At 66.8% G+C, this 14,016-nt stretch carries 19 protein-coding genes; 1 reads left to right on the plus strand and 18 read right to left on the minus strand.

What is annotated here, in order from left to right:
* Positions 1-19 precede the first annotated feature (19 nt).
* From HD842_RS00460 to flgB, 5 genes are read right to left on the minus strand one after another with little or no spacing between them, the layout of a single operon-like run.
* Positions 20-745, minus strand: a complete 726-nt coding sequence (locus HD842_RS00460; RefSeq protein ID WP_183549503.1) for a flagellar basal body rod protein FlgF — start codon at positions 743-745, stop codon at positions 20-22.
* Positions 746-755: 10 nt separating this feature from the next.
* Positions 756-1,937 (minus strand): flagellar hook protein FlgE, encoded by a 1,182-nt coding sequence (locus tag HD842_RS00465; protein ID WP_183549506.1) that lies wholly within the window; start codon positions 1,935-1,937, stop codon positions 756-758.
* A gap of 10 nt (positions 1,938-1,947) precedes the next feature.
* A complete protein-coding gene (locus HD842_RS00470) occupies positions 1,948-2,649 on the minus strand; it encodes a flagellar hook capping FlgD N-terminal domain-containing protein (protein WP_183549510.1) in 702 nt (233 codons plus the stop codon).
* A 2-nt stretch (positions 2,650-2,651) separates the two neighbouring features.
* Positions 2,652-3,056, minus strand: a complete 405-nt coding sequence (gene flgC, locus HD842_RS00475; protein WP_183549513.1) for a flagellar basal body rod protein FlgC — start codon at positions 3,054-3,056, stop codon at positions 2,652-2,654.
* Positions 3,057-3,075: 19 nt separating this feature from the next.
* Positions 3,076-3,435, minus strand: coding sequence for a flagellar basal body rod protein FlgB (gene flgB / locus HD842_RS00480; protein ID WP_183549515.1), 360 nt, complete (start codon positions 3,433-3,435; stop codon positions 3,076-3,078).
* A 206-nt stretch (positions 3,436-3,641) separates the two neighbouring features.
* On the opposite strand from flgB, the gene flgA reads away from it, so the two are divergent.
* A complete protein-coding gene (gene flgA, locus HD842_RS00485; protein ID WP_229424533.1) occupies positions 3,642-4,211 on the plus strand; it encodes a flagellar basal body P-ring formation chaperone FlgA in 570 nt (189 codons plus the stop codon).
* 16 nt (positions 4,212-4,227) lie between these two features.
* Here the strand turns inward: flgA and HD842_RS00490 are convergent, their stop codons facing one another.
* From HD842_RS00490 to fliI, 13 genes are read right to left on the minus strand one after another with little or no spacing between them, the layout of a single operon-like run.
* On the minus strand, positions 4,228-4,983 hold the full coding sequence (locus HD842_RS00490) for a glycoside hydrolase family 73 protein (RefSeq protein ID WP_183549521.1): 756 nt from the start codon (positions 4,981-4,983) through the stop codon (positions 4,228-4,230).
* Positions 4,970-5,398: a flagellar export chaperone FlgN gene (gene flgN / locus HD842_RS00495; protein ID WP_183549525.1), complete on the minus strand. Its 429-nt coding sequence runs from the start codon at positions 5,396-5,398 to the stop codon at positions 4,970-4,972. Before flgN ends, HD842_RS00490 begins: the two co-directional genes overlap by 14 nt.
* Positions 5,399-5,400: 2 nt before the next feature.
* Positions 5,401-5,670 carry a flagellar biosynthesis anti-sigma factor FlgM gene (flgM, locus tag HD842_RS00500; RefSeq protein ID WP_183549528.1) on the minus strand — a complete coding sequence of 90 codons (270 nt, stop codon included), beginning with the start codon at positions 5,668-5,670 and terminating at the stop codon, positions 5,401-5,403.
* 29 nt (positions 5,671-5,699) lie between these two features.
* Positions 5,700-6,677, minus strand: coding sequence for a flagellar motor protein MotB (locus tag HD842_RS24330; protein ID WP_183549531.1), 978 nt, complete (start codon positions 6,675-6,677; stop codon positions 5,700-5,702).
* A gap of 3 nt (positions 6,678-6,680) precedes the next feature.
* Complete coding sequence (gene motA / locus HD842_RS00510; protein ID WP_183549534.1) at positions 6,681-7,592, minus strand: flagellar motor stator protein MotA; 912 nt, start codon at positions 7,590-7,592, stop codon at positions 6,681-6,683.
* Positions 7,593-7,627: 35 nt separating this feature from the next.
* The gene (locus HD842_RS00515) at positions 7,628-8,356 is read right to left on the minus strand and encodes a FliA/WhiG family RNA polymerase sigma factor (RefSeq protein WP_183553433.1); all 729 of its coding nucleotides are present in this window, start codon (positions 8,354-8,356) and stop codon (positions 7,628-7,630) included.
* Between the two features lie 34 nt (positions 8,357-8,390).
* A complete protein-coding gene (locus tag HD842_RS00520) occupies positions 8,391-8,840 on the minus strand; it encodes a flagellar basal body-associated FliL family protein (RefSeq protein ID WP_183549538.1) in 450 nt (149 codons plus the stop codon).
* A gap of 10 nt (positions 8,841-8,850) precedes the next feature.
* Positions 8,851-10,095: a flagellar hook-length control protein FliK gene (locus HD842_RS00525; protein WP_183549542.1), complete on the minus strand. Its 1,245-nt coding sequence runs from the start codon at positions 10,093-10,095 to the stop codon at positions 8,851-8,853.
* Positions 10,092-10,409: a hypothetical protein gene (locus HD842_RS00530; protein ID WP_183549545.1), complete on the minus strand. Its 318-nt coding sequence runs from the start codon at positions 10,407-10,409 to the stop codon at positions 10,092-10,094. Before HD842_RS00530 ends, HD842_RS00525 begins: the two co-directional genes overlap by 4 nt.
* The gene (fliS, locus tag HD842_RS00535) at positions 10,402-10,791 is read right to left on the minus strand and encodes a flagellar export chaperone FliS (protein WP_183549548.1); all 390 of its coding nucleotides are present in this window, start codon (positions 10,789-10,791) and stop codon (positions 10,402-10,404) included. The genes HD842_RS00530 and fliS overlap by 8 nt, the downstream gene beginning before the upstream one ends.
* 31 nt (positions 10,792-10,822) lie before the next feature.
* On the minus strand, positions 10,823-12,211 hold the full coding sequence (gene fliD / locus HD842_RS00540) for a flagellar filament capping protein FliD (RefSeq protein ID WP_183549551.1): 1,389 nt from the start codon (positions 12,209-12,211) through the stop codon (positions 10,823-10,825).
* A 28-nt stretch (positions 12,212-12,239) separates the two neighbouring features.
* Positions 12,240-12,683, minus strand: a complete 444-nt coding sequence (locus HD842_RS00545) for a flagellar export protein FliJ (RefSeq protein WP_183549554.1) — start codon at positions 12,681-12,683, stop codon at positions 12,240-12,242.
* Complete coding sequence (gene fliI / locus HD842_RS00550) at positions 12,680-14,011, minus strand: flagellar protein export ATPase FliI (protein ID WP_183549557.1); 1,332 nt, start codon at positions 14,009-14,011, stop codon at positions 12,680-12,682. The genes HD842_RS00545 and fliI overlap by 4 nt, the downstream gene beginning before the upstream one ends.
* Between the last annotated feature and the right edge of the window lie 5 nt (positions 14,012-14,016).

The raw sequence follows: 14,016 nt of genomic DNA on the forward strand, positions 1-14,016 counted from the left end.
CTGTGAGGTTGTGCCGGCGTCAAGCGCCGAGCAGTCGGTTGCCCGATTCGTTCATGCTGTCGCTGGCCTTGAACATCTTCATCTGCATCTCGAAGCTGCGGTTCAGGGCCATCACGGCGACCATTTCTTCCACTGCCGAGACGTTGCTGCCTTCGAGCACGCGGCTGCGCACGCTGACGTTCTGGTCGGCTGCGAGCGGCTCGCCGCCACGGGACACGATCAAACCCGCTGCGTTCTTGGTGAGTTCGGCCCCTTCGGCGCTGACCAGCCGCAGCCGGTCGACAACCTGGGTCACGGTTCCACCTTCCGGCATGACCGAGATCGTGCCGTCGTTGGCGATGTCGACCGCCGTATGTGGCGGCAGCACGATCGCGCCGCCTTCGCCCAGCAGGGGACGGCCGGCGACCGACAGCGCGCCATTGGCATCGATGTCGATGGCGCCGCTGCGGGTGTAGGCTTCGCCGCCATCCGATTCGACCGCCAGGTAGCCGTTGCCGGCGACGGCCACGTCCAGTGGACGGCCGGTTTCGCGCACGGTACCGGTGCGGGTGGAAATCGTGTCGGCTTCCGAGCGCGACTGGTGCACGCTGTCGTAGCCGTAGCCACCCAGCGACTGCACCGACGCCAGCTCGATATTGGCGCGAAAGCCCGGCGTGTCGGCATTGGCCAGGTTGTTGGCCCGCACCTGCTGCGCGCGCAGCGTGCGTTCGGCGCCGCTGACGGCGGTAAAGATGAGCTTATCCATGGCGTGGCGCTTACAGAGCCTGCATCAGCGACTGCATCATCTGGTTCTCGGCGGTGATGACCTTCGAGTTCGCCTGATAATTGCGCTGCGACGTCATCAGGCCGACCAGTTCCGACGTGATGTCGACGTTCGAGCCTTCCAGCACGCCCTTGGACAGCTTGCCGCCCAGGCCCACGCCCGGCGTCGTGTACAGCGGCGCGCCCGAGTTGGCATTGGCAATCCAGGCGGTATCGCTGACCGACACCAGGCTGCCTTCGTCGGGGAAGGTGGCAATCGCAATCGTGCCGACGACCTGCTGCTGTTCGTTGCTGTACTTGGCCACGATCGAACCATTTTCAGCCAGCTCGACGCCGACGAAGGTGCCCGAGGCGTAACCGTCGGCGCGGTTGGTGGTGTTGGTTGCTTCGCCGGCGAACTTGGACGTGCCGGTGTAGTCGAAGTTGAAGTTCATGGCCGCCGCGCCGGCCGCGGTGATGGTCAGGGCCGGACCGGTCGTCGACGCCGGCAGGATCTGGCCATTGGTGCCGAAGTTCATGGCGAAGTTGGTGGCCGGTGCAGCGCCATCGAGGCTGTAGTGCACGGTCACGGTGTCGGCATCGGTCTTGACGAAGTACTGCGACACGGTGTGCTGGGTGCCGAGCGAGTCGTACACCACCGATTGCTTGACCATATTGTAGGTATTGGCGTCGGTCGCATTGAACGCGGCGGTCGGGGTTTTCCAGTCGCCCGACATATTGCCGGCGTAGCTGACCTTGGTGGTGGCCACGGCCGGGATCTGGCCGGTCGGGATGGCGATGTCGCCCATCGTGCCAAGCACGCCGCCCACGGTCGGGCCGTAGCCCTGGACTTTCTTGCCGGTCGAATCGACCAGCAAGCCGTCGGCGTTGGTCGAGAAGATGCCCACGCGCGAGTACGACACGACGCCCTGGGTATCGCGGCTGGTGAAGAAGCCGCGCCCCTGGATCGCAGCGTCCATGCCGCGCCCGGTGCTCGACAGGCTGCCGGTCTGGCTGATGTTCTGGGTCAGCGACTGCACCTGCACGCCGTTGGCCTGGTCGCCGGCATATACCGAAGCAAAGTTGGCGCGGCTGCTCTTGAAGCCGTAGGTGCCGGCGTTGGCGATATTGTTCGACAGCGTCGTGAGCTGTTCGTTGATGGCCTGGATGCCCGACAGGGCGATATTGAAGCTCATGGCATATCCTTTAATTGAACGTGACGGGCGCATCGGCGCCGGTGGTCTTGCCGTTGAAACCCGTGATCCAGCCCGGCTCGACATCGCCGATGCCAGCCACCTGCATGACGATGCCGCCGGTCGACGACAGGCGCACGCTGTTCAGGCGTCCGTCGATTTCGACTGCCGGCTTGGTGCCGTCGGCCGCTTCGGCAGCGATGCTGTATTTGCCGGCTGGCAGGCCGAGTTTGGCCGGGTCGATCGTGAAACCCTGCGCGCCCGCGGCATGCGGCGGCAACTCGATCCGTGTCTGTGTCCCGGTGGCGCCCGTGAGCACCAGGTGGGTCAGGCTGCTGGCGCCGCCCAGCTGGACGCTGCCCTGCAGCGGGGTGTCGCCCAGCTGCACGCGGCTCGTCTCGACCGAGACCTGGTTGCCGACTTGGCCGCCCATCGCCAGCACCTGCAGGCTTTGCAGCATGGTGGCGCTGGCGGCGGTGGTCTGGGTCATGTTTTCCAGCGCTTCGGTCTGCGACAGCTGCGAGAGCTGGTTCACGAACGTGGCCGGATCGGATGGCGCCAGAGGATCCTGGTTACGGATCTGCGCGACCAGCAGCTTGGTAAACATGTCCTTGTTGGCGCTGACCGGGCTCGCGGCCGGGGCGACGGCATTGCTGTTCGCGTTGCCGTTCGTGTTGCCATTCAGGCCGAAGGCATTCGACGTGGTGGTGACCATGATCAGCTCTCTCCCATGCGGATCAGCGACTGCTGCATCGACTTGATGCGGCCCATCACCTCGACATTGGTCTCGAAGGCGCGCGAGGCAGCCATCATGTCGGCCATTTCGGCCACTTCGTTGACGTTCGCGTAGAACACCATGCCGTCGGCATCGGCCAGCGGATTGTCCGGTTCATGCATGCGGCGCAGCGGCGCACTCGACTCGACCACGTCGAGCACCTGCACGCTGGCGGTGCCGCCGTCGCCCAGCAGTGCGGCAAACACGGGCTTGCGGGCGCGGTAGGCATCGGCTTCGGTGCCGGCGACCGCATTCGCGTTGGCCAGGTTGCTGGCGATCGTGTTCATGCGCACGGTCTGGGCCGCCATGGCCGAGCCTGCGATTTGTGAAATATCCTTGAATCCCATGGGATGCTCCTGATTGGTCTTATTGACCCGTGATGACTTTGTTCAGACCGCGCAGCTTCATGTTGATGAAGGTAAGGCTGGTCTGGAAGTCGGACGCGTTCTGTGAAAACGCCGCCTGCTCGACACCGATTTCGACGGTGTTGCCGTCAGCGCTGGCCTGGTACGGGACGCGGTACAGCGGGCCATCGGCCGACAGGGTCGGCATGCCATCGTCGGCATCGAGCTGGTCCTGCAATGCACTGGCGAAATCGATGTCGCGGGCGGTGTAGCCCGGCGTGCTTTCGTTGGCGATGTTGGCGGCCAGAACGCGGGTGCGTTCAGCGCGCAGCTGGAGCGCGTCGGCATGTACGCCCAACGCTTCCTTGAAATTAATCGACATGGCGATTCTCCGGTGAAGTGCAGTGGGATTGGTTAGAATGGTTGTTTCCGCCCGACCAATATTGTCCACCCATGGATTTCCGTAAGGCAATACTGATCATTGTAACCTGTGTGTTGTGCACCACAGCATGGTCAGCGCAAACTCTTTCCGCACAGATACAACAAATTGCACGCGACGAGCTGGAAAAAGTAGCGGCTGCCAGCGGTTTGAGCGAATCCGAGTTCGACCTGACCGTCGTCAGCAGCCGGCCGGCGCCAGCCTGCAGCGTGGCGCCCGCCATCGAGGCCGCCGACACGCGCCAGCCGGCGCGCATGCGTTTTGTCGCCCGTTGTCCGGACGGCAACGGCTGGCGCCAGGAATTCATCGTGCGCGCGCGGGTGTCGGCCATGGTGGCGGTAGCCAGTGCGCCGTTGTCTGCCAATACGGTGCTGGGCGCGTCCGATGTCGCCCTCGAGCGGCGCGACATCACCAATATCGCCGACCCGGTCGGCGTGCTGGCCAATGTCGTTGGCCAGACGAGCCGGCGCAGCCTGCGTGCGGGTGACGTGCTGCGCGCAAGCAGCCTGGCCGCGCCGGTCGTGGTCAAGCGCGGTGACGGCGTGGTGATGGTGGCGCGCCAGGATGGCATCGAAGTGAGCATGGCCGGCGAGGCGCTCGACGCCGGCGCGCGCGGCGCCGTGGTGCGGGTCAAGAACAGCGCCAGCGGCCAGGTCGTGCGCATGCGCGTGGTCGGCGCCGGCGCGGTCCAGCCGCTCGACTTGCCGCTGGGCGAATGACGCATCAAGCCGGGCATCAGTCCGTTATTCCCTGCAGCTTGCCGGCGATGCGGGCCAGCTTCGACGCATAGTCGGGGTCGGTGGCATAACCGCCGCGCGTCAGTCCCTGCGCGAACGCCTGCGCGTCGTTGCCCGTATTGAGCGCGCTGCGGTAGCGCGGGTTGTCCAGTAACACGCGGGCGTAGTCCTGGAACGCGCTGGCCGCATCCGGATAGGCGCGAAAGCGCTCGCGGGTCGTCAGCGCTGCGCCGTTCACGTATTCGGTGGTGGTCGAGTCGCCCGTCGCGCCGTTCCAGCGCGGCCCGGCCTTGATGCCGAACAGATTGTGGCTGCTCGCGCCGCCTTCGACGCGCAGTGGCCGCTGGCCCCAGCCCGATTCAAGGGCAGCATGGGCCTGCACCAGTTCCGGCGCCACGCCGAGCTGCGCCGCCGCCTGGCGTGCCCAAGGTGCGATGCTGTCCAAAAATGCCTGCTGCTGGGGTGGCCTGGCGACGGCGTTCGGCGCAGTGACGCCATCAGCATTGTCAGCGCCATCCATGATCAGGCCGGTGGCGCGTGCGCGCAGCAGCGCGCCTTCGGCGCTCAGCGCGCTGGCAGCGCCGCCATCCGGGTCACCATGCTGGATGTAAGCAACCACTTCACTGGCGACATCGTTCAACAGGCTGCCAAAACCCGTGCCGCCGCCGGCTGCGGCGGTCGGGCGCGTTGCGTTCGTTGCGCTCGTGGCCGCGGTTGGCGCGGTGGCCCGGGTCGTCATGTCAACGTGGCGCATACAACTGCTCCTCGCCGTGCAGCACACGCTGCATGATGCCGTGCTGTTCGGCCAGCAACTGGCCATTGCGCAGCGTCGCGTCCTTGCAGGCGCGTACCGTCTGCTCGAGTGCCTGCCAGGCCGCTTCGAAGGCGGCGCGCGGGGCCGGCGCCAGTGTCGCGCTGTACTGGGCCATCGTTCCCTGCGGCCCCAGCAGTGCGCGTACGAGATTGACGCGCTGCTGGCGGCGCGCTTCCATGGCCTCGAGCAGCGGGGTGAGTTCATCGGCCAGCGTGCTCAGCTCGGCACTGCGATGGCGCACGGCGGCGTCGAACTGGCGTTCGAGCAGCATCAGGATGTTGGCCGCTTCCTTGACGTCCTGCGTGACGCCGTCGGCAAGCAGCGTGTTGGCCTGGGCGCGGGTGAGGGTGGCCATGCTTAGCGTCCCGAATGGAATTTTTGAATCAGGCCGGCCAGGCGCCCGGCATCGAACGGCAGCTCGCCGCGTGCGAGCGCTTCGCGCAGCTCGGCCACGCGCACGGCGTCGAAGTCCGGCATCGCGCTGAGCGCATCGGCGGCCGGCTGCAGCACCGCCGACTGCAGGGCGGCTGGCGCCGCCGATGCTTCGGTCTGGACCGGTACCGACACCGCACCGGCGCCAGGCGTCACGGTGGTGATGGCGGACGACGATGTGCCGGAGATTTTCATGCGGTTACCTCGTGATTTGGTATTGATGGTCATGGCGATGTCGGCAGCTGGCCGCGCAGAGTTTCCAGTGCCGCCGCGTCGGGCAGGCTGACGGTCGCGCCTGCACTGGCGGTCCCGACCAGTGCCTTGCCAACTGGTGCGCCGGCGGCCGGTGCGCCGAACATGCCGGCCACCGCGCGCGACTGCGCACTGGTCAGGATCAAGAGTTCGATGCGGCGGTTCTTGCCGTCGAGCGGCTGCTCGGGATGCAGCGGGCCGCGGTCGGCCATGCCCACCACCTGCAGCACGGTGTCGGTGCGCATGCCGCCGGTGAGCAGCTGGGCCCGCGCCGACAGCGCGCGGTCGGTCGACAGCGCCCAGTTCGAATAGGCGCCGCGGTCGATGCCGGCATAGCGGCTGGCATCGGTATGGCCGACGATCAGCATCTGGTTGCGCATCTGCGCGAACAGCGGCCCCATTTTTTGCAAGAGACGCGCGAAGCGGCCGGTCGGCAGCGCGCTGCCGCGCATGAACATGCCCTGCTTGTCGGTGTCGTGCAGCATCACGCGCAGGCCGTAGGGCGTGACCACGGTGGCCAGGTTGGGCGCCAGGCCCGCTTCGACCGACAGTTCGGTGAGCGCTTTGGACAGCGCAGACAGGTCGGCCTGCGTTTCGTAGCCGACCTTCGGTGCGTTCGCATCGCCCCCGCTGCCCGGATTGCCGGGGCCGCCATTGCCCGTGTGCGGCACCGGGAAGCGTTCGATCAGGCTGCCGCTCGGTTCGCTGGCGATGGCGGGTTTCTGGCCCTGGCCTTCGAGCATGCCGCTTTCGGTTGCTTCGCTGATGATGGCTTTCAGATTCTGCTGTTCGCGCGAGGCGATCAGCCACAGCACCAGGAACAGCGCCATCAGCGCCAGGCAGAAGTCGGCGAACGCGACTTTCCAGGCGCCGCCATGCTCGTCATGCTGGTGCTTGCCGCCACCGCGCTTGACGATGGTTGATTCGTGCTTGTCGTTCGTTTTCGACACGTGTTACCCCGTCATGCGGTCGGCGGCGCGACGGCGCTTGTTCTGCGATTCGTCTTCGCCGCCCATCGCGTTGATCCACTGTTCGAGCTGGGCGAAGCTGGGCTTGGTATTCAGCTGGATCAGGCGGCGCCCGGCGTCGATCGCCAGCAGGGCGGGCTTGCCGGCCACGTGGGTGCACAGCACGACCTTGACGGTTTCCATCGTCGAGGCGTCCGAGTTGACCGTCTGCTTCATCAGGTTGGCCAGCGGCTCGAGCACGCCGTAGCAGGCGAAGATGCCGATGAAGGTGCCGACCATGGCTGCGCCGATCTTTTCGGCGATCTCGCCCGAATCGGCGCCGCCCGAGACCGAGTACATGGCCATCACGATGCCCAGCACTGCCGCCAGGATGCCGAAGCCCGGCATCGCCTCGGCGATCTTCTGCAGCGATTTGGCCGGTTGCGTCAGCTCTTCGTGGATGGCTTCGAGTTCCTGCTCGAGCACGCCTTCGAGCTCGTGCGCGTTGATCTTGCCCATCGCCATCAGGCGGAAGTTATCGACGATGAAGGCCAGCAGCTTGGTTTCTTCCAGAATCGCCGGATAGCGCTGGAACAGCGGGCTTTCGGCAGGCGCCTCGACGTGCGCATCGAGCGCCTTCAGGCCGCCGGCAGCGGTCTGCAGCAGTTCGTACATCAGGAGCAGCAGCTGGCGCTGGAATTCCGAGTCGTGCTTCTTGCGCGCCGCCACCTTCTTGAGCTGGTGGCCCAGTTCGGCCAGGACGTGCTTCGGGTTGCCGAGCACCAGCGCGCCCAGCGCGGCGCCGCCGATGATCAACAGCTCGATCGGGTGGAAGATCGAGGTAAAGGTGCCGCCCATCAGGGTAAAGCCCCCGAAGACGGCGCCAAGCACGATGGCGATACCGAGTAATTGCTGCATGACGTGTGCCTTTCTGGCGGTTCTGTAGTGTCGGTTCAGTCGCGCCGGAGCGCGGTCTTCATTTTTGCCAGCGCGCTCTTGTTGAGCTGGCAGACGCGCGCATCGGACAGGTCGAGCACGGCGGCGATTTCCTTGTAGCTCAGTTCGAACTCGTAGATCATCTGGATCACGCGCTGCTCTTTTTCGTTCAGCTTGGCCAGCGCCTGTTCCAGGCTGCGCCGCACCATGTAGGCGTCTTCAGGCCCCGGCGTGTGCTGCTCGGCGCCGACCGCTTCCTGCAGGATCTCGTCGAAGCTGAGCATCTCTTCGGCGCTCTCGGCCAGCAGGTACTGCTGGTACTCGTCCAGGCTCAGGCCCAGCGCAGCCGCCGCTTCCTGTTCATTCGGCTCGCGCCCCAGGCTGCGGGTAAGCGCGCGCAGGGCGTCGCGCTGGCGGTGGCTGTCCTGGCGCACCGTGCGCGGGCGCCAGTCCTGCCGGCGCAATTCGTCCAGGATCGCGCCGCGCACGCGCAGCGCGGCGTAGCTCGAAAACCCGGTATCGGGCGCCCCGTAGCGGCGCAGCGCCTCGAGCAAGCCCATCAGGCCGATCTGTTCCATGTCCTCGCGGCCCATCGCGCCCGAGACCTGGCTGCCCAGCTGGCGCGCGATGCGCTTGACCAGCGGCGCATACGCCAGCAGGTGACGCGACTCGTCCTGCGGCGACAAGCCCGCGCTGGCCACCACCTCGCCATATTCGCTGGCGGCGGCATCGACGTAATCGGTCATGTAGGCCACGGCGTCTCCGGGATCGGGCTGCGTATCACTCGATGATCAGCTTGCCGACCATGACTTCGGAAAACGGCTTGAGGTGGTTTTCCTTCGCATAGTTGGCGTTGAAGACCTTGTTCAGCTCGGCCGCGTACTGGTCCACCGTCATGGCGGACGCTTCGGCCATCGTGCGCGCCGACAGGGCAGACACCGCGATGCTGCGCAGCAGCGGCAACTGTTCCTTGGTCGTCTTTTCTTCCGCCGCCGTGGTGGCCAGCACCAGGTCGACCGACAGGTAATGGGTGGCCTGCTCGGCCGGCGCGCGGCGCAGCATGACGATGACCTTGTCCAGCGTGACGTACTTGGTCGGCTTGGCCTCGGGCGCCGGCTTGGCGGCCACGCCGTGGCTTGCGGACGTGTTCATGTACCACATCGCGCCGCCAGCGGCGCCCGCCACGACGACGACGGCGGCGACAATTGCAATGATCAGTTTGGATTTCATGGGGGGCGTGTCAGTTCATCGAGAAAAGGGTGGCGCCGGCGGCGGCCTCGTCCTGCAGCGCGCGGCCAGGGGTGCGCGCCTGTTCCTGATCCTGGCGCGAACGACCCTGGGCATCGGCCTGGCCCTGGCCCGGCGTCTGGCCGCCGGTCTGGGCGCTGGCTTGCATGCGCGGCACGTCGCTGACGTTGACCGAGACGCTGCTGTACTGGCGCCCGGCGAGGTCGCTGCGCAGGCTGTCGCTGACGGCGTTCAGCTGGCGCAGGACGTCGCTGTTGGAGGCGGCGATATGGATCTCGAGGTTGCCCCCGCTGTGGCGAATTGCGATGTCGATGCGGCCGAGCATCGGCGGCTCGAGGCGGATCGTCGCCTGGTCGATGTTGCGGCCAAGCTGGAGCTGCAGGCGCTCGCCCAGCGCTTCGTGCAGGTTCTGGCGCCATGCGGTCGGCGGGCCGGCCAGCACGATGCTGTCGGCGCCGCGCGCGTTCGCCGTCTGGCTGGCCGTGGCGTTCACGGCAGCGCCCGGCGTGATCGGGGTGGCGTCCACGGATTCTGGTGCAGTCTGCTCGAAGGTGCGTGCGGCGACCGGTGCTGCCGCCGCAGCCTGCTCGGGCCGGGCCATTGCCGGCGCGGCGGCGACAGGCGGCAGCTCGGCGGGTGCCGGCGTTGCCCGTACACCGGCTGCGCCTGGCGGCAATGCCGGTGCTGCGCCACTGACCTGGATGGCCGGTGAAGCGTCTGCGGAGCCGGCAGCCGGCACGGCGGATTCCCCGTTGCCGCGGTGCGCGTCACGCATGGCCAGCATCATGGCCGGCAGCGTCACTGGCATCATCATTGGCACCATCGTCGGCGCCATGGCGGCCAACATGGTTTCGGGCGCCACGGTCTGTTCAATGGCCTCGGCGTGGTCGGGCGCGGCGGCATCGAGCGCAGGTGCAGCGTCGTCATGCGGGACGGCGTCTGCGTCAGCGGTAACGATCTCCGGGGTCGCTACATCGGCTTCCCGCGCGCTGTCGAGCGCCACCCAGTGGCCGAACGGCAGCGCAGCAGGATGCGTGGCCGGCGCCTGACCCGGTGCCCCGGTTGGGGCAGCGCCCGCGCCAGCGGGCAGGGCGTCCGGCTTGACTGCGGCGTCTCCGCTCAGGGCCTGGGGTGCGCCGGTTCCGGCGGCCGACGGCGCGTCGTTGCCGGCCACGGTGGTCAGCTTGCCAAGCGCATTGCCGGCAGTATTCATGGCGGTGTTCATCGCAAGGTTCATCGGGCAGTCTCACATGGTTCGAGTTCGCCCACGAGGGCGTAGGCCATCCAGCCTTCTTTATTGCTTCCCATCTCTTCCAGACGCACCTGCAGCGTGTCGGCAGCGCCAGCGCATGCGCGCGCGGCGCCGTCGTGGGCCGCGCGCAGCCGTGCCAGAGCGGCGCGCTCGGGCGCACTCCAGGCGCCGCTCGCGACCAGCAGCGTCAATTGCGGCGCCAGCTCGCGCACGGCCAGTTCCAGCAGATCCCAGTTCGCCGCCGTGCTGGCGCCCTGCAGGCGCTTCGCAAGACGGTCGATGGCGCTTGTCCTATCCATTGCGGTCCTGGATGCCTTTCCAGCCTTGCCGGATGGTGCTCAGCACGCGGGTTACCTCGTCCACCATGGCCGGATCGAGCTTGATGCCGGCGCGGTGCAGGTGGTTGGCACAGAATTCATACACACGCGCCAGGTTGGTCACGGTGTCGCCGCCGCCTTCGAAATCGAGCGAGCCGGAAAGACCGTTGATGATCTCGAGGCACTTGTCGATGCTGATGGCTTTCTGTTCGTAGCGGCGGGCCACGATATGGGCGCGCGCGCGCGCCAGCTCGTCGAGCAGGCCGTCGGTGAGCAGCAGCACCAGCTCGACCGGCGAAGCACGGGAGGTCTGGGTGTCGAGGTTGACGGCGTGGTAGCCGTCGTAGGCGTTTTGATAGGACATGGCGATCTTGGTTTGTCTGTGTGCGAATGGATCAGTCGTCTTTGCCGAACAGGGCATCGAACAGGGACACGTTCTGGTTCATCACGCCCTGCATCTTCTGCAGTTGCGTAAATTGCGCCAGATAGCGCTGGTAGGCGGCGTTGAACTGCTGATCGATCAGCGCTTCGCGCTCGGTCAGTGTCGATTGCACGTCCTGGGTCGCGGACTTACGCTGGGCGATCTGGCCGAACGCCGCGTCGTTCCAGCTCTTGAGATATTTATCGAGTTCACTCGCAATCCCGCTTGGCGCAGCGGCGGCCGTGCTGCCGATGAGTTTATCGAGGCCATTGGGCGTGAGCGCCAGCTGGGTCGCGAGGCGATCGGGGCGCAGCTCGAGCGTGCCTTCCTTGGTCGCGATGATGCCGAACGACGCCAGGCTCGCGCCGCCCGCCGGACGTACCAGGCTCACCAGGCGATCGTGCAGCGCGCGCACGCCGCCATCCGTGGCAAAGGTGCCTGCCGCGCTGCCGGTGCTGGGGTCGCCCGGGGTGATCAGTTTCGCCAGGCCGTTCTTCAGGGCGTTGTAGGCTGTGATGAATGACTGGACATTGGCCGTGGCCGTGGCAAGGTTGGCGCTGACCGTCATCGTGACCGGCGCGGCGCCACTGGCATGGGCCTTCACGAACGTCATGGTCACGCCTTCGACGTTGGTGAAGGTGTTGCTGGCCTGTTCGACTGGCGTACCGGTTTCGGTCCCGACGTTGATGATGGCGTTCTTGGCCTGGCTCAAGGTGCGCATGGCGCCAGGCGCATTGGCAGCGACCAGATTATCCGCGTCGGTCAGGTTGCTGGTGTCGAGCGTGATGGCGCTGTCGGCGCCAGTTGCCTTGCTGCTCAGGATCAGCTCCGACGTCGTGCCGGTGGTGACCACCGAGGCGGTCATCTTGCCGGCATTGCCCGGTGCGGCATTGATGGCCATCGCCAGTTCGCGCGTGCTCAAGGTGCCATCGCCATTGCTGTCGGCAGTTTTCAGGTCGATCTTGAAGGCTTCTGTCCCGCCCATCATCACGCCCAGCTGACCGGTCGCCCCGGCGTCGCCCGTCAGACCCGAAAACGCGACCTGGCTCGGGGTGGCGAGCTGTTTCACGAAGAACGCATAGGTGCCGGACGGCGCATCTGCGCGCGCGGTGCCGGTCCCGATGCTCGTGTCGCTGAAGGCCACGGACTGCGCATACAGCGTCTTGCCGGTGCCCGTCAGCGAGGCCAGACTGGACTGGAATGCCGAGATCACCGAGCCGAGATCGGTCAGGCCGCGCTCGGTGGCGGTGGCCTGGCGGGTTTGCGACGCGATCATCTCGCGGCGCGCCGACACGTATTTTTCGGCCAGCGCGGTCGCGGTCGTGACCGGGTCGTAGGTAGGTGCGGTAATCACTGATGCCATGCTGTTCTCCTGGTGTGCGTTTTGCAGCTCATGCCGTCCGTCCCGCCATCCAGGATTGGGTGGCGATATCGTCTTCGCGCTTGCGGGTAGCGCGCTCATTCTCGGCCGCATGCGCGTCCTGGGTACGGGCCAGTACCTTGCCCAGCAGTTCGCGTCCGACCCAGGCATCCTTCAGGCGGCCCTGCGAGACTGCCATGTTCGCCTGGTGCAGCGACAGGTCGATCCGGTGGCTGTCGGCCAGCGCCATCACGTCCTGCTTGTAGGCGCCGCAGTTCAGCGCCAGGGCAGGGTTCATCACCAGCGCACCGGACGCGCCGCTGCCGTGCGTCAGCGCCGTCAGGCGATCCAGGTTGTTCTGGTAGCGCACCCGGGTCGCTTCCTGGCTGGCCAGGTCGGCCTCCAGCCGTTCGACCTGGGTCGAACGCAGTTGCACCAGGGTGCCCAGGCTGCGGATGGTCGTCGAACGGGTCATGCCATGATCGCTTTCAGGGCGTCGATGCAATTGTCGATGGGCGCGCCTTCGCGCGTGCCCTGGCACAGGAACGTCTCGATATGCGGTTGCAGCGCCACGGCGCGGTCGGTCTCCGGGTCGGCGCCAGGCACGTACGCGCCCAGCGGGATCAGGTCGCGCACGCGCGCATGGCGCGCCAGGGCTGCCTTGAGCTTGCGGGCGGCCAGCGTGTGCTCCGGCGTGACCACCTGCGCCATGCAGCGCGAGATCGACTGCGCAATGTCGATCGCCGGGTAGTGGCCGCGCTCGGCCAGTTCGCGCGTGAGCACGATGTGGCCATCGAGGATCGCGCGCGCCGAGTCGACTACCGGATCCTGCTGGTCGTCGCCTTCGGCCAGCACCGTGTAGATCGCGCTCATGCTGCCTTGCGGGTTCTCGCCATTGCCGGCCGATTCCACCAGTTGCGGCATGTTCGAAAACACCGACGGCGGATAGCCGCGCGTGGCCGGCGGCTCGCCCAGCGACAGCGCCACTTCGCGCAGTGCCATCGCGTAGCGGGTCAGTGAATCGCACAGCAGCAGCACGTTCTGGCCGCGATCGCGGAAATGCGCCGCCACCGCATGACACAGCTCGGTTGCCATGACGCGCATCAACGGGCTGTCGTCGGCCGGTGCAACCACCAGAACGGCGCGCTTCAGGCCTTCGGGCCCGAGCGAGCGCTCGACGAATTCGCGCACCTCGCGATTGCGCTCGCCGATCAGGCCAACCACGACCACATCGGCCACGGTCTGGCGCGTGATCAGGCCCAGCAGCACCGATTTGCCGACGCCGGAACCGGCCATCAGGCCGACGCGCTGGCCCTTGCCAATCGTGAGCATCGCATTGATGGCGCGTACGCCCACGTCAAGCGGTTCGTCCACCGGGGTTTTTTTCAGCGGATTGACGCGCGGCGGGGCAGGGGCGAGCGGCTGGTCGCCACCCAGGCGGCCCAGGCCGTCGATCGGCTCGCCCAGGCCGTTGACCATGCGGCCCATCCAGCTCGGGCCGATCATCAGCTCGGCCTTGTCGGTCGCCGGCAGCACGCGCGCGCCGGTGGCCAGGCCAGTCGCCTTCTTGAACGGCATCAGGTACGAGACCTTGTCGCGAAAACCGACCACCTGCGCGTCGAGCCACTCGCCATCGACCGTTTCGATGCGGCAGCGCTGGCCCGTGTGCAGGCGGCAGCCGCTCGCTTCCAGCAGCAGCCCCTGGGCGCCGACCAGGCGTCCGGTGGGCGTGGCGACCGGCACCGCGCCGAGTTCGACGGCGCGCAGCGAGTCGGCCAGCGAATGCGAAAGCGAAGCGGCCATGCCAG

It is taken from the genome of Massilia aurea (assembly GCF_014200505.1).
GTDB lineage: Bacteria > Pseudomonadota > Gammaproteobacteria > Burkholderiales > Burkholderiaceae_D > Telluria > Telluria aurea_B.